Raw genomic sequence first — 17,495 nt, 5'->3', positions numbered from 1 at the left:
TTGTGGCTTACAGTATCAGCACAAATTTTTTATTAGTTATTCACCTAAACGACGCTGCAGTAGTTCGTACATGGCTTCAAGGCCTTGTCGCTCGGCTTCGGCATTGTAACCCAAGTCTACACCATTCGCTTTGGCACGTTCATCGGCTTGCGGGTTACTAAAGCCATGCTTAGCATCTTCAAAGACAATCACTTCATGTGGTACTTGGGCTGCATACATTTCCTCACGGAATTGGGCCACATCATCCAAGCTCACCATACTGTCTAGCTCACCATGCAACACTAAAATTTCGGCTTGAACCTGTCCTGCTTGAGCAGGGGTTTGCGCAGAAAGGTTTGCATGGAAGGTCACAACAGCTTGTAGTGCTGCACCTGAACGCGCCAAATCCAGCATAACTTTGCCACCGTAGCAAAAGCCAATTGCTGCCAGTTTATCGGCATTTACTTCTTTTTGTGCAGCCAAAGCGGCTAAACCGGCTGACGCGCGAGTCACAATTGTGTCTGGCGTCTGGAAGGTTTGCATCATCCATTCATTGGCTTGTGCCGCCGACGTGGTGACTTTTTTCTCACCATACATATCAATGGCTAAAGCGGCATAGCCATGTTCAGCTAATTCGCGCGCACGTTGTTCTGTGTATTCATTCCGTCCCCACCACTCTGGTGCCACCAATACACCTGCGACAGGCGAAGAGGTATTGGGTGCGGCAAAATAGCCGACCAGTCGTGTACCATCTGCAGCGGTATATTCAATTTCACGGGTTTGAATGTCTACGCTCATTCGTCTGTCCTTAGTCTTGTTGATCATGAGAGTGTTACGATTAAAGCATAAAAATAATGAATGATTTTTAAAAAAATGCGTCATAACAGAAAAGAAGTGTAAGAAATCATCATCAACTGCCAGTTTTTAAATTTAATTTCATGAAATTAAAAAATATTTTAAGTATTTTTATTCTTTATATCCGCCAAAAAAAGGTCTTTTTTTGTGGACTTGAGCGGAAGAATAAACAGCATATGGCATAAAAAAAGAAGGAAAAATCCTTCTTTTTTTAGCAATCGCCTCAATGAGGGGGGATTACGCTTTACCTCGAGAAATAAAGCCGATGATGGCTAAAATCACGGCAACAACCAATAGAATCACGGCAAAGTCTTTAGAAAGTCCTGCGACACCACCAAAGCCGAGTAAGCTTGCAATTAATGCAATCACTGCAAAAATAATCGCCCAACGGAACATAATAATTCTCCAAGTTTTTGTTGTCGTAGTTTTAGTATAGGAGCACAGGGGCATAGCCAATGTTGATCTTTTGTCTAAAAAATGTTCACATCATAAAGTAAGTCTATGATTTTAAGTAAAACAGATTACTGCATTGTTGCAGAAGATTATTGATATAATGTTCTTGTTATTTTTAGTTTCTGCCGACCATGTCTAGTGAATTACGCCCACAGTTTTGGAAAAAATATCCTCTGGATGCTCTCAACCCGCAAGAGTGGGAAGCGCTATGTGATGGTTGTGGTTTGTGTTGTTTGGTCAAGCTTGAAGATGAAGACACGCATGAAGTTGCCTATACCAAGGTCGCGTGTAAACTCCTCGATTGCAGTACGGCACGTTGTAGTAACTATGCTGAGCGGCTACAGTTTGTACCCGACTGTATTCAATTGACACCAGAAAAATTAACTCAAATTCATTGGCTGCCTGCCAGCTGTGCTTATCGACGTCTCAGTGAAGGCAAGAATTTACCGTCTTGGCACTACTTAAATACAGGTTCTCGGCAGAGCGTGATTAAAGCTAAAAAATCGGCTGCAGGACGCTGTATTTCAGAAACTGAAGTGAATGAAGATGAAATTGATGAATATATCGTACGGTGGGTGCGGTAATTAATCCTGCGGTTTTAGTTGATAATAATTCTTAGTCTCATTAATGTGGTCATCACTGATGATCACTGAGAGATTAAAATGTCGATGGTGCGTTTACATGCTGTCCTATTGGCATGCTGGGCTAGTTTAAGCATTTTTGCTTTGCCAACAAGCCTACAGGCAAAACCAAATTTAACCGCTTTAGGCCCCAATATTGCAGACACCGGTTCAGCCTCTTATCAGTTTCAAATTCGTTATTTCAGCTCCGCAGACCAGAAGCGTCGTTATAAGGTGTGGCTCGGACTGCCTCGTGCAGTGCAGTCTCAAGCCAAGCCAGCCCCAGCATTGTTTATGCTGGATGGTAATTCGGCTATGTCTTATCTCACTGATGAGCTATTACACAAGCTGTCAAAGCAGCAAGCACCCGTATTGGTGGCTATCGGTTATGACACCGCTTTACCTTTTGATAGCGCAGCACGTGCATTAGATTATACGCCTGCGGATGACACTGGAAAAATTGCACCAGATCCGCATCATACAACCCGTTTAAGTGGTGGTAGTGCACAGTTCCGTACAGTGCTGTTGCAACAAATTCAGCCTTGGGTTGCATCGCAAGTCCAATTAGATCCGAAGCGCCAAGCCTTGTGGGGACATTCCTATGGCGGGCTATTTGTGCTGGATAGTCTGTTACATCCGCAATATTTTTCCCATTATTTTGCGGCAAGCCCTTCTTTATCTTGGGCCGATGCACGGATGCTTAAAAAAATTCAGACACAGAGTGGGCAACAAATTGCTGGCCTGCACTTATGGCTGATGGAAGGTGATGTGAACGCAGAGCATCGTGATCGTCAGAGTCCGAATTTTAATGCCGACAGCATTGCTGACAATCGTCTGGTGATGCATCGCTTTGCACAGCAAGGTGTAGAGACGCGATTATGGCTATATCCCGATCAGAGTCATGGACAAATGTTTGCGACTTCGTTGCTGGATATTCTAAATAGCTCTTTATTCTAAGTTAGGGTTTGTGATTCAGGTGTTTAGTCTCATCATTATTCCAGTGTAGACTAGACCTATCATCATTGGCTGAAATAATCGTATGTCAGACACCCAAATTCCGCTTCCAGAACGTCTTCGTCCTCGTGATTTGTCTGAAATTATTGGGCAAGAACATCTCTTGGGTGAGCAGGCACCTTTACGTCAGATGATTGATCAGGGGCATTTACCTTCCATTATTTTCTGGGGACCGCCCGGTGTTGGCAAGACCACCATTGCACTATTGTTGGCGCAAGCGGTGGATCGTCCTTTTGTCAGTCTGTCAGCATTGAATACAGGGGTTAAGGAACTACGCGAAATTATTGCGGAAAGTGGCGATTTACTGACCCCTGTGGTGTTTATTGATGAGATTCATCGCTTTAATAAGTCACAGCAGGATGCGCTGTTAAATGCGGTCGAGAAAGGCAAAATCACCTTAATAGGGGCAACCACTGAAAATCCGTCGTTTGAGGTCAACAGTGCTTTATTATCCCGTTGTCAGGTCTATAGCTTAAACGCACTCAGCAATGAGGCCATTCAAGAACTGATTTTACGGGCCATTCAGCAGGACTCGTTTTTAAAACAACGCCATATTCAGATTGAAGAATTTGATGCCCTGATTCAGTTTGCCGCAGGGGATGCACGTAAGGCCCTCAACTTATTGGATCTGATTGCCAGTACCTTTGAAGTCGATATCGAAAATATTCTGACCAATGCCATTGTGGTTCGTGTTGCCCAGCAAAATATTGCGCGTTATGACAAATCAGGCGAACAGCACTATGACTTGGTCTCAGCCTTTATTAAATCCATTCGCGGGAGTGATCCTGATGCCGCACTGTACTGGATGGCGCGGATGCTGAAAGGCGGCGAAGATCCGGTGTTTATTGCGCGTCGCATGCTGATTGCTGCTTCAGAAGATATTGGCAATTCTAATCCGAATGCCTTGCTGTTAGCAGGGGAATGCTTCCGTTCGGTTCAAGCCGTGGGTATGCCTGAAGCACGAATTATTTTGGGGCAATGTGCCGTCTATTTGGCCACCAGCGCCAAGAGTAACAGTACTTATTTGGCGATCAATAAAGCCCTTGATCTGGCTGAAAAAACAGCCAATTTGCCTGTGCCTTTACATTTACGCAATGCCCCGACCAAACTGATGAAACAGCAGGGTTATGGGGTGGACTATCTCTATCCGCATAATTACCCTGAGCATTTTGTGCTGCAAGAGTACTTACCTCCTGAACTCAAAGGTACCAAGCTGTACGAATCGGCACGTAATAAACGTGAAGTAGAAGGTGAGCGCTTACAGCAGCGCCGTTGGATGCAAGAACAACAGCAGCAGTAAAGATAAAATACACTGGCATAAAAAAAGCCCGACATCCTGTCGGGCTTTTTCGTATGGGTTGCTTAGGTATAACTCCTGTCGTACCTCACTTCCTGTGTTGGGGCTTATGATTATTGTTTTATGCTTGGAACTTCCTGTTCTCTATGGCTTCATCTTAAGCAAAAACAGCCATCTAACCTAGAGGCAATTTTCCTGAATTTGTGTGCGCCTAAGCGTACAAAATAAAATTCTACCGACTTAACTTTAAATGTGAATGGCTTGAACAACGGTTCTGCTTAAATTTATTCGATTGATGCTGCCAAACATCAGCAATAAAAAATCCAAGCCCGAAGACTTGGATTTTTGAGTACGTTGAATATGAACGGAAGGATCAATTCCGTCGCAACTTTATTTAAAGTTACCTTCGAGGAATTGCTTTAAGCGCTCGCTTTTAGGCTGGGTGAGAACAATTTTCGGATCGCCTTGTTCTTCAATTTTGCCCTGATGCAAGAAAATCACTTGATTCGAAACATGGCGCGCAAAGCCCATTTCATGGGTCACCACAATCATGGTACGACCTTCTTCGGCCAAACTCTGCATGACTTTTAAAACTTCACCGACCAGTTCAGGGTCTAGAGCACTGGTTGGCTCATCAAATAACATCACTTCAGGTTCCATAGCCAAAGCACGTGCAATCGCTACACGTTGTTGTTGACCACCCGATAAAAATGAAGGGTATTTACTTTCTACGCTTTCTGGTAGACCTACTTTTCTTAAATATTTACGTGCACGTTCTTCGGCTTCGGCACGTTTTAAACCTAAGACATGAATTGGACCTTCGACAATGTTTTCCAGTACAGTCATATGTGACCATAAATTAAAATGCTGGAACACCATCATGAGCTGGGTACGCATTTTTTGTAGTTGTTTTGGTCTTGCCGCTTTTAAGTTACCAGACTTATCAAAAACCGTATCTAATTTTTCGCCATTCAGTTGAATTGAACCCTGACTCGGCTGTTCCAGAAAGTTAATACAGCGTAAAAAAGTACTTTTACCAGACCCAGAGGATCCAATAATACTAATCACATCGCCTGCTTTGGCATCAAGTGATACACCTTTTAAGACTTCATTATCACCAAATTTTTTATGTAGATCGCGAATCACCAGTTTTGCTGAGTTTTCCATCTATGTTTCTCCTAATGATTCGATGGCTTTTGAAATGCCAACCAACGTTGTTCAAATTTACGGAATAACCAAATCAAAATAAACGCCAAACATGCATATAAAATGGCTGCAATACCGAAGGACTCAAAAGTTGCATAGGTTGCCGCATTGACATCACGTGCGACTTTAAGAATATCCGGAACTGTGGCAGTAAAGGCAATGGTCGTGGAATGTAACATCAAGATCACTTCATTACCGTAAAATGGTAATGCACGACGTAACATGGATGGAATAATGATTCGGGTATAGCGTTTCCAAGGAGACATACCATAAGCTCTGGCTGCTTCAATTTCGCCATGGGGAATCGAACGAATCGCACCAGCAAAAATTTCTGTAGTATATGCAGCCGTATTAAGCCCAAATGCCAAAATGGTACAGTTTAATCCGTCTCTAAAAATTTCATCTAAAGCTGGAGTTGACTGCACATATTGGAGGCTATAAATACCGGTATAGATGATTAATAACTGCACATAAAGTGGTGTGCCGCGAAAGATATAGGTGAATAACCAGACTGGGCCACGGATAAATGGACTTTCAGCGACTCGAGCAACAGCTAAAGGTACTGCGAGTACAAAACCAATGACAAGTGAAAGCACCAAGAGCCACGCCGTCATAGCAACACCTGTCATTTGGAACCCATCAGTCCAAAGGTATTGAGGCCAGTATTGTTGAAGGATTTCAATCATATTTGTACCTTTTTCACACCAGCTGAATAGCGACGCTCAAGCCACATCAAAATTAAATTTGATACGGTAGTAATTGCAAGATAAATCGCTGCAGCAATGACACTGAAATAAAACACATCCATGGTACTACGACCAGCATCTTGCGTAATTTTGACGATATCGGTTAGTCCAATAATAGAAACCAAGGCGGTTGCTTTAATCAGTACTTGCCAGTTATTGCCAATGCCAGGCAGGGCAAAACGCATCATTTGTGGAAACAGAACGCGGCGAAATACCTGAAGCGGTGTCATACCATAAGCAAAAGCCGCTTCAATTTGACCCTTAGGGACAGATTGGAATGCACCACGAAAAGTTTCGGTAAAATAGGCACCATAAATAAATGCCAAGGTAATCACCCCAGCGACAAATGGATTAATATCAATCTGCTCCATTCCTAGAGATTCTGTGATTGAGTTTAGTCCGAGCTGAAGGCTATAGTAAATGAGGAGCATGATCACAAGATCAGGCACACTACGAATGAGGGTGGTGTAAACAGTCGCAATACTTCTTGCGATTTTAAAATTTGAGAGTTTGGAACTTGCACCAATCAATCCAATCATGACGGAAATTAGTAGTGATAACAATGCAAGCTGTATGGTCAACCAAGTACCGTTTAGAAGTACAGGACCATATCCAGACAAGAACATACAGCTTCTCCGAGTAAAAACAAAAAACAGCTCTAGATGAGAATCAAGTGAAAAACAAAAGTGTCGGTACTAGCCCGACACTTTTCTCATCAATAAATACTGAAGGAGAAATATTTCTTCTCGAGTTTTTTGTATGTTCCATCGGCAATAATTTGAGCCAAAGCCTTGTCGATATCCTTTTTCAGTTCAACATCTTCTTTACGCAAACCAATTGCAGCACCAGCGCCCAATGTTTTCACATCCACGACATTGCCACCGACAAAACCAAAGCCTTTACCTTTAGGTGATTTGAGGAAGCCACCATCCACCATAATGGCATCTTGTAAGGTTGCATCTAGACGACCAGACACCATGTCTTGATACAGCACATCTTGGTTTGGATAAGGCACGACACTTACACCTTTAGGTGCCCAATGGGCTTTGGCATAACCTTCTTGGATCGTACCTTGTTGTACACCCACACGTTTGCCTTTTAATGAAGCAGCGGTTGGTAGTAATGGAGAACCTTTCTTCGCGACCATGCGTGTTGGGGTGTTGTAAATTTTATTACTGAAGGCAATTTGTTTAGCACGGTCTTCTGTGACAGTCATTGAGGACAGAATACCATCAAATTTTTTCGCTTTCAGTGCTGGAATCATGCCATCGAATGAGTTTTCAACCCAAACACATTTAGCTTTTAATTTGGCACAAATGGCATTACCTAGATCGATATCAAAACCAACCAGTTTGTTATCTGGTGTTTTATATTCAAAAGGCGCATATGCTGATTCTGTACCGAATCGAATCACTTTCCATTCTTTAGCTTGAACCGTGCTGCCAAGAGCTGAGAGCATTAATGTAGTTGAAAGAAGGACTTTCTTTTGCCAGCTTTTCATCGTTAATATAGCATCCGTAAAAAATCAAATTTCAAAAAAATATGATGAAAACAAAACTTACTTCACCTTTTGCTTTGAAATAAAAGCAACATATATACCAAAATTTCCCTTTATTGGTGCTTTATTCAGCGCTCCACCTTTGTAGTAGTGGAAATTTCGGTATTTTCTCCGGTTAAATTCATTTTGTATTGCAACATCCTATTTGCAGATCATCATCATATTTAAAAGCCAACACATCACATAGTGGGAAAAATCTTGAAGCTGTGTGCGCTATGGCGTACAAGACTGCTGATATTTTATGCAGTTTTACTTAACAATCTTGATCAAACGTATATCCAATCAGCGATTTAAGCTTGCAGTTTTATGAATTGTAAGCAAGCAGGTAAGACTGCGAGCAGTAACGCCAGCGCCATGGTGACATTGAAGATCAAGGCAAACTTCGGCTGCATTAATAGGCGTCTTAAAAGTTTGCCTGCCACCGCCCAAATGCCGACACAGGGAATCGAGATCAAGAGTAAGATCAATGCAGCATACAGAATGGCACTGAACTGATGGTTGACTGCAAAATAGGTAGCAATGGTGCTGATTGACATGATCCATGCTTTGGGATTGACCCATTGAAACATTGCCCCTTGGACAAAGCCCAGTGATGGTTTTTCTTCCAAACGCATGTGAAGGGGACCGCTAGTCGCAATTTTCCAGGCCAACCATAAAATATAGGCTGTTCCGATTAGACTGAAGAGCAATTGAAGTATAGGAAACCATTGAAAAATTTGGTTGAGTCCGAGGCCAATTGCAATCAGTTGTAATGCGACCCCGCAGGCAATGCCTAAAATGAGAGGAAAGGTTTTCTTGAGTCCAAAACGTGCGCCTGAAAGCATGACCAAGGCATTATTGGGACCAGGTGTACTGGTCATGACCAAACAAAAAAGTAAATAAGAGAGAAAAAGTGCGCTATTCATGCTGATTTTAACGAATAAATAAAAACAAATTTTATTGTTCATCAGGCACAATTTGATTGTATATTGAGCTTAAAATTTAGATTTATTGCAATAAATGATTGAATTAGATCGCTTAGACCGAAGAATATTGTGTGAGCTTGAAGTCGATGCTCATTTAACCAATGCCAAACTTGCCGAACGTGTCGGTTTGTCTGCTTCGGCCTGTTTAAGACGGGTACAGGAATTAGAAAAAAGAGGGGTGATTAAGGGCTATAAAGCCATTATAGATCGCGCTTTGTTAGGTATTGGATTGATCGTCTATGTGACCATTGGCTTGTCTAGTCATTCCAAGGCGAGTTTAAAGCATTTTGAAGAGGTGATTGATAATGCACCCGAAGTGACAGAATGTCATACCATTACCGGGGCGGTGGAGTATTTACTCAGGGTTGAAGTAACCGATATTAAATCTTATAAAAAATTTCATACCGATGTTTTGGGCACGATTCCGTCTATTTCTTCAATTACCAGTTTATTGGTGATGGACACTACCAAAGATTTACGAGTCCAAGTGTGAAGACGAGACCGACTCATCCGCCTGATCAGATTCAATTCAGGGGATTGGCAATCAAGCCTGTCATACAGCGCATAAAAAAACCGAGCCAGCAGACTCGGTTTTTTTATTTTGAAACTTTAGACAGGATTAGATGTCTGAAAGATCGATGCCGATACGTGCAGCAACTTCTTCATAAGCTTCAACCACACCACCTAAACCTTGGCGGAAACGGTCTTTGTCTAATTTTTTCTTGGTGTCTTTGTCCCATAGACGGCAACCGTCTGGAGAGAATTCGTCACCTAACACGATACGGTCATGGAATACGCCAAACTCAAGTTTGAAGTCGACCAAAATCATGTTGCCTTTGTCGAAAAGGGCTTTAAGAACGTCATTCACTTGGTAAGTGAGTTCTTTCATTTTTTCCAATTGAGCAGCAGTCGCCCAACCTAAAGCAATCGCTTGAGATTCGTTGACCATTGGATCGCCAAGCGCATCATCTTTGAAGAATAATTCGAATGTTGGAGGCGTGAGTTCTTTGCCTTCTTCAACACCTAAGCGACGGCACAAAGAACCTGCCGCATAGTTACGAATCACACATTCCACAGGAATCATGTCTAATTTCTTGACCAACACTTCAGTTGGAGAAAGTAATTTTTCAAAGTGAGTTTCAATGCCAGCAGCAGCCAGTTGCTCCATGATAAAGGCGTTAAAACGGTTGTTCACCTTGCCTTTACGATCTAGTTGTTCGATTTTTTCGCCATTGAACGCAGAGGCATCATCACGAAATACTAAAATCAGATGGTCTTGACTATCTGTTTCATACACAGATTTCGCTTTACCAGTATAGAGCAAGGTTTGTTTTAACATGGGGGAACCTTTTGCAAAAAAAAATGCCTAGTATGATCTAGGCCGGCCAGTTTTGGTAAATCTGGGTTAACAGTTCTGCAGCTTTTTCTTTATCTGCAAAGCTGTTATCGGCATTAAACACTGCCAAGTTATGACTTGAACCTACTGATGTTAGTCGGAGTACGTAGATCTGCTGATCGATTTTAAGCGTTACTTCGTAACGGTTTTTACTTTGACCCACAATGGTATGGTTCAGGCTGCTGAGCGTGGCAAGTGTATACTGCCAAATTGTATCAGAATTTCCATCAATTTTGAGCAGTGGATTTTGATTTCCATCGGTAAGCAATTGCGGACGACCAACAGCAGAGCTTTGTTCTGTTGCCGTGGTTGCTGTGCTGTTCGGCGCAGCAACATCTGGGCGAGGGAGCGCGAAACGGTTGCCCTTGCTATTTTCAAGCTTGGGTGCATGTTGAATCGCCAGTGGTTCAACCGTTGGCGCAGGATACAGTGGCGTTGCTGGACGAACCAATGACCCTTCAGGATATTGTAGCGGTTCTAGGGTTACTGTTTCTTTATAGTTCAGAGACTTATTGCTAACCGCCAGTGAACTACAACCCGCTAAACTGAATACTGAAAGTGCAAGGGTTAAACCTAAACGTAACTGCATAATATAGTGCTCTTTATTTGATTATACCTGCCGCAACTAACGCTTCACGAAGCGGTGCGCGGTATTGTTCTGCAAGAGGTGTTAATGGTAAGCGAATGCCTGTACCAATTAAGCCCATTTCGTGTAGTGCCCATTTCACAGGAATTGGGTTCGATTCACAAAATAGAATATTGTGTAAATTTGCAACTTGCGCATTGAGTTCTTCTGCACGCGCAGCATCACCTGCAATTGCAACGGCACACACTTCACTCATGTGTTTTGGCGCAACGTTTGCCGTAACCGAAATGTTGCCCTTAGCACCAAGTTCGATTAACTGGTAGGCAGTTGCATCATCACCTGAGTACACCACCATGTCTTTACCACGTAAGCCTTCAATCAGGGCTTGACCACGCGGTACATCGCCTGTTGCATCTTTAATGCCAATAATTTGTGGAATATCGGCAAGGCGAATCACAGTTTCATTCGCTAAATCGACGCCAGTACGACCTGGGACGTTATACAGAATTTGAGGTAAATCAACAGCTTCAGCAATAGCTTTATAATGCTGATATAAGCCTTCTTGTGTAGGTTTATTATAATACGGTGTGACCAATAAGGCTGCATCAGCCCCGAGCTGTTTGGCTTCTTTAGTGAGTTCGATCGCTTCGCGTGTTGAGTTTGCACCAGTACCAGCAATAATCGGAATACGTTTGTTCGCTACACGAATGACTTCTTTAATCACTTGTGTATGTTCAGCCATGCTTAATGTAGAAGCTTCACCAGTTGTTCCAACTGCAACAATACTATTTGTTCCCTGTTCTATGTGCCACTCAACGAGCTTCTCAAGACCCTTCCAATCTACGCTGCCATCTTCAAACATTGGGGTGACGATTGCGACTATTGAGCCTTGAATGATCTGTGCTTGCTGAGTCATTTTGAAAAAATATCCTATTTGTCCATCCAGTGAGGTGAAAAACATGAGGTTGGATGGGTGCGTATTTTGATTTATAGCAATTTCAAGAAGATTTTGACCAATTGAATAATGCTTACGCAAATTATGACTGAACAAACGATGAAGAACAATATGCTTTAGTCAAAGCAACTCAAAACTTTAAAAAAAGCAAAAAGAAATTGCACAAGGATGACAAAATTGGCTTGATCCAGCCCTCAATCACACTAGAAAAAAATCAAATTTCAGGATAAATCCAAGAAAGATTAAGAGCTTATATGAATAAATACAGAGCTTTTAGCTCTATTTATAGCCTGAAAAATATAAGAGTATCATCAGTCAAAAATATCGCAGTCATTGATTTAAGCGATAACTGAAACAAGCCATTTCCCCATTTAAAACCGCTAAGTCATTCAAGTTACGTCTAATTGTTGACTAAATTAGTCAAAATTTATGGAGATTAATTGTTTTTACGACTATTTAGTAGTGGGAGTAAAAATGTGACTTGTCTCATAATTTATTAAAAAACTAAAAAAATCTTCAACTTAAGGTGAGTTAATTTCATTTTCAGCTTCACGGATGATGGGCTTCATTTTGGACGATGCTTGAACAAGGATTTTGCGATGAATGTAACATCAGAAAATCGGCATTCGGTAATTACCGTTGCCATTTGTTTTTTAATAGCCGTAATTGAAGGGCTGGATATTCAGGCAGCAGGGATTGCAGCAGCAGGGATTCGTGAGCATTTTGCACTGGACAGTACGCAGTTAGGGGTGTTTTTTAGTGCGGGAATTTTAGGTTTGTTGCCTGGCGCCTTGATCGGTGGACGATTTGCCGACCGCATTGGGCGTAAAACGGTCCTGATCTGGTCGGTTGCCGTGTTTGCGGTCTTTACTTTGTGTACGGTGTGGGTCAATAGCTTTTATAGCCTGTTGTTGGTTCGCTTCTTGGCGGGGGCTGGTTTGGGGGCTGCGATGCCACTCTTAATTACCTTGGCATCGGAAGCGGTTCGCCCTGAAAAGCGCGGTCAAGCTGTAGGGCTAATGTATTGCGGTATGCCAGTAGGTGCAGCAATTTTATCCTATATTGCCAGTCAGGACTTTGGCGCAAACTGGAAGAATATTTTCTATTTGGGTGGCTTACTGCCTCTCGTTGTTTTACCGATTATGATTAAGTTTTTACCGGAATCGCGTGAATTCTTAAAAGCACAAAACCGTACAGAGCAGCACAGCGCGGTTCAGGCTTCGTTCCGCGATTTGTTTAGTCGTCAGAATATGCTGCGCACAGGCCTGATTTGGGTGAGTTATTTCTTCACGCTGATGGTGGTCTATATCATGCTGAGCTGGTTGCCTTCACTGTTTATGGAACTGGGATTCTCGCGTAAGGAAGGCAGTACGGCACAATTCTATTTTATGCTGAGTGCTACTGTAGGAACGGTTATTTTAGGGCTACTGACGGACCGCTGGAAAAAAGCGTATGTGATTGTGTTGATGTACGGGGGCATTCTTGCGGGCTTATTTGCACTCAATGCGGCAAGTTCTTTAACGCAAATGTATATGGCTTCTGCTTTGGTCGGTGCATTTGTGATTGGCTGTCAGGGCGTGCTCTATGCCTTTGGCAGTATTGTTTACCCAACCGAACTGCGGGGTACTGGGGTCGGCATGGCATCGGCTGTTGGACGTATCGGTGCGATGCTGGGTCCAACTATTGCGGGTCAGCTTTTGGCCGCAGGCTTTGCCGCAACGGGGGTGATCTCCGCGGCCATTCCTTGTATCGTGATTTCTGCCGTACTGATGCTGGTTTTGGTGCAGCGTTTGCAAAGAATCCCAGCTTAAAAGCGTTTTCAGTTATGAAATGGCCTGTCTTAGACAGGCTATTTTTATTGGGACTTTTGATAGGAACTAAATATAGGCGAATGTACTGATTCGACGCTTCAGCTCACAACAGCCTTTCTGTTTTGTTATATGCTAGCGGACAATAAAAAATAACAGCGAGCATTGCAACGTGAAACACCTGCAAAATAACAAAGCTTTAATTGTGGTCGATGTCCAAAATGGTTTTACCCCAGGCGGGAATCTGGCTGTTGCACATGCCGACCAAATTATTCCTCAGATTAATCGATTGGGGGACTATTTTGAGCACATTATTCTGACCCAAGATTGGCATCCTGCGCAGCATATTTCATTTGCTGAAAATCATGAAGGCAAACAGCCTTTTGAGCAGATTAAATTGGCATATGGTCCTCAGGTGTTATGGCCAAGCCATTGTGTGCAAGGCAGTCCAGATGCGGACTTCCATCCAGCATTAGATTTACCTCAGGCACAATTAATCATTCGAAAAGGCACCCATGTCGATATCGATAGTTATTCGGCATTTATGGAAGCAGATCGGAAAACTACAACTGGTTTGGCGGGCTATTTAAAAGAACGCGCGATTGATACGGTATATATTGTCGGGATTGCAACCGATTTTTGTGTGGCGTGGACTGCAATCGATGCCGGTCGATTGGGATTTACCACCTATGTGATAGCCGATGCCACCAAGGCGATTGATTTAAATGGTTCTTTACAACATGCCTGGCAAGATATGTTGGCTGCTGGGGTACGTCGTATGTATATGAAAGATATCGTCAATGCAGCATGAGAGTCGTAAAGTTATGCTTTAACCTTCCGATTTTCCTCCATTTTGAGTACCCAGCATGTCGGCATTTTTGCAATTCAGCCGTTTTATTCAGAAAACTTTTGCGCTGTGGGTGGTGGTGTTTGCAGGCATTGCCTTAATCCAACCTGAGCTGTTTGTTTGGCTTAAAGCCTATATTCCATGGGTGTTGGGAATGATTATGCTTGGTATGGGCATGACCATGACACTGCAAGATTTTAAGGTGATTCTGCATACCCCCAAGGCTGTCGGCATTGGGGTTGCGGCACAATTTGTGGTGATGCCGCTACTGGCTTATGGCTTGTGTGTACTGTTCCAATTACCTACCGAAATTGCACTTGGGGTGATTTTGGTTGGCTGCTGCCCAGGAGGAACGGCATCCAATGTGATTACCTATATGGCCAAAGGCAATACCGCTTTGTCGGTGGCCTGTACCGCTGTCTCGACTTTATTGGCGCCTATACTGACGCCTTTTATTTTTTACCTGCTGGCCAGCCAGTGGATTGAGATCAATCTCTGGTCGATGTTAAGTTCAATTTTAAAAATTGTGTTATTGCCGATAGTCTTGGGGGTTGTACTGCGCAGCTTGTTCAAGTCGCAGGTGCAGCAGTATGTGGTCCTGATGCCGCTCATTTCCGTGTTGGGGATTGTCCTGATTGTGGCCGCCATTATTGGCGGCAGTAAAGCGCAGATCTTGCATTCGGGACTGCTGATTTTTTTGGTGGTGGCTTTGCATAATGGCTTGGGATATCTTTTGGGCTTTTACTGTAGCCGTTTATTTCAGTTGAGTTATGCCGACAGCAAAGCGGTCGCAGTTGAAGTGGGGATGCAAAACTCAGGTTTAGGCGTGGCTTTGGCAGCAGTGCATTTTGCACATGCGCCATTAACCGCATTGCCGAGTGCGATTTTCAGTTTATGGCATAATATTTCAGGCCCTATTTTGGCAACCTATTGGGCCAGAAAAATGCCCGTACAGCGTGAGGTTTCACAACACGAAGCTGGACGAGATTAAAAGTCATCTATTTTGAATATAAAGTATAAAAAAAGGGGCAAAGCCGAGGGTTTTTGGGTGATGTAACAAAACCGTCATAAACCCCACCTAAGATGCCAAGCACAGAGGGTAAAGTGTTGATTATAAATCAACCATATTGAGAGAAAATGCAAAATTTTCAACATTCATCAGAAACTTATTTTAATCGTGAGCTGGCTTTACTGGAATTTCATCGTCGGGTTTTGGCACAAGCGCAGAATACTGAGTTACCGATTTTAGAGCGTTTAAATTTTCTGATTATTTTTTCTCGCAACTTAGATGAATTTTTTGAAATTCGGGTTGCGGGATTGATGAAACAGCAGGATTTAAATGCGCTGACACGCATGCCAGATGCCATTCCAACAGATGTGGTCTTGGCGGAATTATCGCAGCGGGTCCATCAGGCAGTACAAGAGCAGTATGAGATTTTAAACCATTCCATCTTGCCGCAATTGCAGGGTTTGGGCATTCATTTCATTCAATATCAGGACATTTTAGAAAAGCATAAGGCCTGGATTGCAGCTTATTTTGCCAAACAGGTGCAGCCCGTTTTAACGCCTATCAGTCTGGATCCTTCACATCCATTTCCGCGTCTGGTCAATAAAAGTCTGAATTTTATTGTCAGTTTGGAGGGCAAAGATGCTTTTGGGCGGGAAATTGCAATGGCGATTGTACCTGCACCGCGTTCCTTGCCGCGCTTGATCAGTCTGCCTGAAAGTACCGATGGTCAGGAAGAGCAAATTTTCCTGACTGCGATTATTCAGCAACATATCAGTGATTTATTTCCGGGAATGAAAGCCACCGGTTGCTATGCGTTTCGGGTCACCCGCAATGCCGATTTAATTTTGTCGGAAGATGTGGATGATTTAGCCGTCGCCTTAAAGGATGAACTCTCTTCGCGCCGTTTTGGGCGTGCAGTCCGTTTAGAAATCGAAGATGATTGTCCACGTGAAATTGTCGACTATTTGCTAGATCAATTCGATTTGGATCAGCAGCACTTATATTTAATTCATGGGCCGATTAATTTGTCACGTTTAAGCACCAGTTTTAAGCGTCCAGATTTAAAATATCCCGTGTTTAATCCAGTCATTCCCAAGCCTTTTCGCAAACAGCAATCCATCTTCGAGATTTTGAAAAAAGAAGATGTATTGCTGCACCATCCTTTTGACTCGTTCCAGCCCATCATCAGTTTATTGCGTGAAGCAGCCAAAGATCCCAATGTGCTGGCCATTAAACAAACCCTGTATCGCAGTGGGCCTGATTCTGAGATTGTGCAAGTATTGGCGGAAGCCGCGCGGAATGGCAAAGAAGTGACCGCAGTGATTGAGCTGATGGCACGTTTTGACGAAGAATCCAACATCACGGTGGCCAATCTACTGCAAGAGGCGGGGGCGGTGGTGGTGTATGGCATTGTCGGTTATAAAACCCATGCCAAAATGATTCTGATAGTACGTCGTGAAGAACAGCAATTGCTGCGTTATGTCCATTTGGGGACGGGCAACTATCATGCGGGCAATGCCAAGATGTATACCGATTATGGCTTGATGACCACACAGCCTGATATCTGTGAAGATGTGCATCGGATGTTTCAAGAGCTCACAGGAATGGGCAAGATGGCAAAATTAAAAACTTTGCTGCATGCCCCTTTTACCTTACATGCAGAATTGCTCAAACTGATCGAGCAGGAAATAGAGTGTGCCCGAGCGGGCAAAAGTGCGCGGATAATTGTTAAGGTGAATGCCTTAACCGAACCGCAATTAATTGCTGCTCTGTATCGTGCGTCACAGGCTGGGGTAAAAATTGATTTAATCATTCGTTCGATTTGCTGTCTGGTACCCCAATTGGCAGGGCTTTCCGAAAATATTCGGGTGCGTTCAATCGTGGGACGCTTTTTAGAACATACCCGAGTCTATTACTTTGAACAGGGCGGTGAAAAGAAACTGTATTGTGCCAGTGCCGACTGGATGGGACGCAATTTATTTTCTCGGGTAGAAACCTGTTTTCCAATTTTGGATGGCAAAATTAAAAAGCGCATTCTGCAAGATGGTTTGTTGAACTATTTATCGGATCAACAAAACACATGGGAATTACAGTCTTCGGGGGAATGGTTAAAAGCCCAACCTAGTCTGGAACAAGCCCCGCATTCCGCACAGGAATTGCTTATGAGCAAGAGCCAGCAAAAAATTTAAGCAGATGGATTA

General features: G+C 43.2%; 18 protein-coding genes. 8 read left to right on the top strand and 10 right to left on the bottom strand.

The annotated features are described in order from the left end of the window. Positions 1 to 36: 36 nt before the first annotated feature. Positions 37 to 777, bottom strand: a complete 741-nt coding sequence (locus ACX17N_RS07695; RefSeq protein ID WP_458891937.1) for a dienelactone hydrolase family protein — start codon at positions 775 to 777, stop codon at positions 37 to 39. A 294-nt stretch (positions 778 to 1,071) separates the two neighbouring features. Continuing rightward, a complete protein-coding gene (locus ACX17N_RS07690; protein WP_016168908.1) occupies positions 1,072 to 1,230 on the bottom strand; it encodes a DUF1328 domain-containing protein in 159 nt (52 codons plus the stop codon). Positions 1,231 to 1,418: 188 nt separating this feature from the next. Here ACX17N_RS07690 and ACX17N_RS07685 point away from each other — a divergent pair, with 188 nt between their 5' ends. The 3 genes from ACX17N_RS07685 (at position 1,419) to ACX17N_RS07675 (ending at position 4,221) form a co-directional block, all read left to right on the top strand. After that, a complete protein-coding gene (locus tag ACX17N_RS07685; RefSeq protein ID WP_458891936.1) occupies positions 1,419 to 1,871 on the top strand; it encodes a YcgN family cysteine cluster protein in 453 nt (150 codons plus the stop codon). A gap of 78 nt (positions 1,872 to 1,949) precedes the next feature. Further along, positions 1,950 to 2,864 carry an alpha/beta hydrolase gene (locus ACX17N_RS07680; protein ID WP_458891935.1) on the top strand — a complete coding sequence of 305 codons (915 nt, stop codon included), beginning with the start codon at positions 1,950 to 1,952 and terminating at the stop codon, positions 2,862 to 2,864. 82 nt (positions 2,865 to 2,946) lie between these two features. Continuing rightward, on the top strand, positions 2,947 to 4,221 hold the full coding sequence (locus ACX17N_RS07675) for a replication-associated recombination protein A (protein ID WP_458891934.1): 1,275 nt from the start codon (positions 2,947 to 2,949) through the stop codon (positions 4,219 to 4,221). 387 nt (positions 4,222 to 4,608) lie between these two features. Here ACX17N_RS07675 and ACX17N_RS07670 read toward each other — a convergent pair whose 3' ends face one another. From ACX17N_RS07670 to ACX17N_RS07650, 5 genes are all read right to left on the bottom strand, one after another. Then, entirely contained in the window at positions 4,609 to 5,385 is a 777-nt protein-coding gene (locus ACX17N_RS07670) for an ABC transporter ATP-binding protein (RefSeq protein ID WP_458891933.1), read from the bottom strand. A gap of 11 nt (positions 5,386 to 5,396) precedes the next feature. After that, positions 5,397 to 6,110: an ABC transporter permease gene (locus tag ACX17N_RS07665; RefSeq protein ID WP_458891932.1), complete on the bottom strand. Its 714-nt coding sequence runs from the start codon at positions 6,108 to 6,110 to the stop codon at positions 5,397 to 5,399. Beyond that, the gene (locus tag ACX17N_RS07660; protein WP_458891931.1) at positions 6,107 to 6,796 is read right to left on the bottom strand and encodes an ABC transporter permease; all 690 of its coding nucleotides are present in this window, start codon (positions 6,794 to 6,796) and stop codon (positions 6,107 to 6,109) included. The genes ACX17N_RS07665 and ACX17N_RS07660 overlap by 4 nt, the downstream gene beginning before the upstream one ends. Before the next feature lie 89 nt (positions 6,797 to 6,885). Beyond that, complete coding sequence (locus ACX17N_RS07655; RefSeq protein ID WP_458891930.1) at positions 6,886 to 7,671, bottom strand: ABC transporter substrate-binding protein; 786 nt, start codon at positions 7,669 to 7,671, stop codon at positions 6,886 to 6,888. A gap of 347 nt (positions 7,672 to 8,018) precedes the next feature. Next, complete coding sequence (locus ACX17N_RS07650) at positions 8,019 to 8,588, bottom strand: LysE family translocator (protein WP_458891929.1); 570 nt, start codon at positions 8,586 to 8,588, stop codon at positions 8,019 to 8,021. Positions 8,589 to 8,727: 139 nt separating this feature from the next. On the opposite strand from ACX17N_RS07650, the gene ACX17N_RS07645 reads away from it, so the two are divergent. Next, complete coding sequence (locus tag ACX17N_RS07645; RefSeq protein ID WP_458891928.1) at positions 8,728 to 9,186, top strand: Lrp/AsnC family transcriptional regulator; 459 nt, start codon at positions 8,728 to 8,730, stop codon at positions 9,184 to 9,186. A 126-nt stretch (positions 9,187 to 9,312) separates the two neighbouring features. Here the strand turns inward: ACX17N_RS07645 and purC are convergent, their stop codons facing one another. Genes purC through dapA form a run of 3 tightly spaced genes read right to left on the bottom strand, consistent with a single transcriptional unit; the run spans position 9,313 to position 11,591 of the window. Then, positions 9,313 to 10,032: a phosphoribosylaminoimidazolesuccinocarboxamide synthase gene (purC, locus tag ACX17N_RS07640; RefSeq protein ID WP_458891927.1), complete on the bottom strand. Its 720-nt coding sequence runs from the start codon at positions 10,030 to 10,032 to the stop codon at positions 9,313 to 9,315. Positions 10,033 to 10,069: 37 nt separating this feature from the next. Further along, on the bottom strand, positions 10,070 to 10,678 hold the full coding sequence (locus tag ACX17N_RS07635) for a lipoprotein-34 precursor (NlpB) (protein ID WP_458891926.1): 609 nt from the start codon (positions 10,676 to 10,678) through the stop codon (positions 10,070 to 10,072). Positions 10,679 to 10,691: 13 nt separating this feature from the next. Further along, positions 10,692 to 11,591, bottom strand: coding sequence for a 4-hydroxy-tetrahydrodipicolinate synthase (gene dapA / locus ACX17N_RS07630; RefSeq protein WP_458891925.1), 900 nt, complete (start codon positions 11,589 to 11,591; stop codon positions 10,692 to 10,694). Between the two features lie 638 nt (positions 11,592 to 12,229). On the opposite strand from dapA, the gene mhpT reads away from it, so the two are divergent. The 4 genes from mhpT to ppk1 all read left to right on the top strand — a co-directional run bounded on the left by mhpT (position 12,230) and on the right by ppk1 (position 17,483). Next, on the top strand, positions 12,230 to 13,441 hold the full coding sequence (mhpT, locus tag ACX17N_RS07625) for a 3-(3-hydroxy-phenyl)propionate transporter MhpT (RefSeq protein ID WP_458891924.1): 1,212 nt from the start codon (positions 12,230 to 12,232) through the stop codon (positions 13,439 to 13,441). 178 nt (positions 13,442 to 13,619) lie between these two features. Beyond that, positions 13,620 to 14,249: a bifunctional nicotinamidase/pyrazinamidase gene (gene pncA / locus ACX17N_RS07620; RefSeq protein WP_458891978.1), complete on the top strand. Its 630-nt coding sequence runs from the start codon at positions 13,620 to 13,622 to the stop codon at positions 14,247 to 14,249. A gap of 55 nt (positions 14,250 to 14,304) precedes the next feature. Beyond that, entirely contained in the window at positions 14,305 to 15,276 is a 972-nt protein-coding gene (locus ACX17N_RS07615; RefSeq protein ID WP_458891923.1) for a bile acid:sodium symporter family protein, read from the top strand. Between the two features lie 146 nt (positions 15,277 to 15,422). Next, a complete protein-coding gene (ppk1, locus tag ACX17N_RS07610) occupies positions 15,423 to 17,483 on the top strand; it encodes a polyphosphate kinase 1 (protein ID WP_458891922.1) in 2,061 nt (686 codons plus the stop codon). The last annotated feature ends 12 nt before the right edge of the window (positions 17,484 to 17,495 follow it).

The organism is Acinetobacter sp. GXMZU3951 (genome assembly GCF_054457875.1).
This window is presented reverse-complemented; position numbering and strand designations above follow the sequence as displayed.

Bases quoted from the DNA above. Each gene is read 5' to 3' on its own strand.
- ACX17N_RS07645 (WP_458891928.1), top strand. From the start codon at position 8,728: ATGATTGAATTAGATCGCTTAGACCGAAGAATATTGTGTGAGCTTGAA.
- ACX17N_RS07685 (WP_458891936.1), top strand. From the start codon at position 1,419: ATGTCTAGTGAATTACGCCCACAGTTTTGGAAAAAATATCCTCTGGAT.
- ACX17N_RS07615 (WP_458891923.1), top strand. From the start codon at position 14,305: ATGTCGGCATTTTTGCAATTCAGCCGTTTTATTCAGAAAACTTTTGCG.
- ACX17N_RS07665 (WP_458891932.1), bottom strand. From the start codon at position 6,110: ATGATTGAAATCCTTCAACAATACTGGCCTCAATACCTTTGGACTGAT.
- ACX17N_RS07660 (WP_458891931.1), bottom strand. From the start codon at position 6,796: ATGTTCTTGTCTGGATATGGTCCTGTACTTCTAAACGGTACTTGGTTG.
- ACX17N_RS07675 (WP_458891934.1), top strand. From the start codon at position 2,947: ATGTCAGACACCCAAATTCCGCTTCCAGAACGTCTTCGTCCTCGTGAT.
- ppk1 (WP_458891922.1), top strand. From the start codon at position 15,423: ATGCAAAATTTTCAACATTCATCAGAAACTTATTTTAATCGTGAGCTG.
- dapA (WP_458891925.1), bottom strand. From the start codon at position 11,591: ATGACTCAGCAAGCACAGATCATTCAAGGCTCAATAGTCGCAATCGTC.
- ACX17N_RS07670 (WP_458891933.1), bottom strand. From the start codon at position 5,385: ATGGAAAACTCAGCAAAACTGGTGATTCGCGATCTACATAAAAAATTT.
- ACX17N_RS07680 (WP_458891935.1), top strand. From the start codon at position 1,950: ATGTCGATGGTGCGTTTACATGCTGTCCTATTGGCATGCTGGGCTAGT.
- mhpT (WP_458891924.1), top strand. From the start codon at position 12,230: ATGAATGTAACATCAGAAAATCGGCATTCGGTAATTACCGTTGCCATT.
- ACX17N_RS07690 (WP_016168908.1), bottom strand. From the start codon at position 1,230: ATGTTCCGTTGGGCGATTATTTTTGCAGTGATTGCATTAATTGCAAGC.
- ACX17N_RS07650 (WP_458891929.1), bottom strand. From the start codon at position 8,588: ATGACCAGTACACCTGGTCCCAATAATGCCTTGGTCATGCTTTCAGGC.
- purC (WP_458891927.1), bottom strand. From the start codon at position 10,032: ATGTTAAAACAAACCTTGCTCTATACTGGTAAAGCGAAATCTGTGTAT.
- ACX17N_RS07695 (WP_458891937.1), bottom strand. From the start codon at position 777: ATGAGCGTAGACATTCAAACCCGTGAAATTGAATATACCGCTGCAGAT.
- ACX17N_RS07635 (WP_458891926.1), bottom strand. From the start codon at position 10,678: ATGCAGTTACGTTTAGGTTTAACCCTTGCACTTTCAGTATTCAGTTTA.
- ACX17N_RS07655 (WP_458891930.1), bottom strand. From the start codon at position 7,671: ATGAAAAGCTGGCAAAAGAAAGTCCTTCTTTCAACTACATTAATGCTC.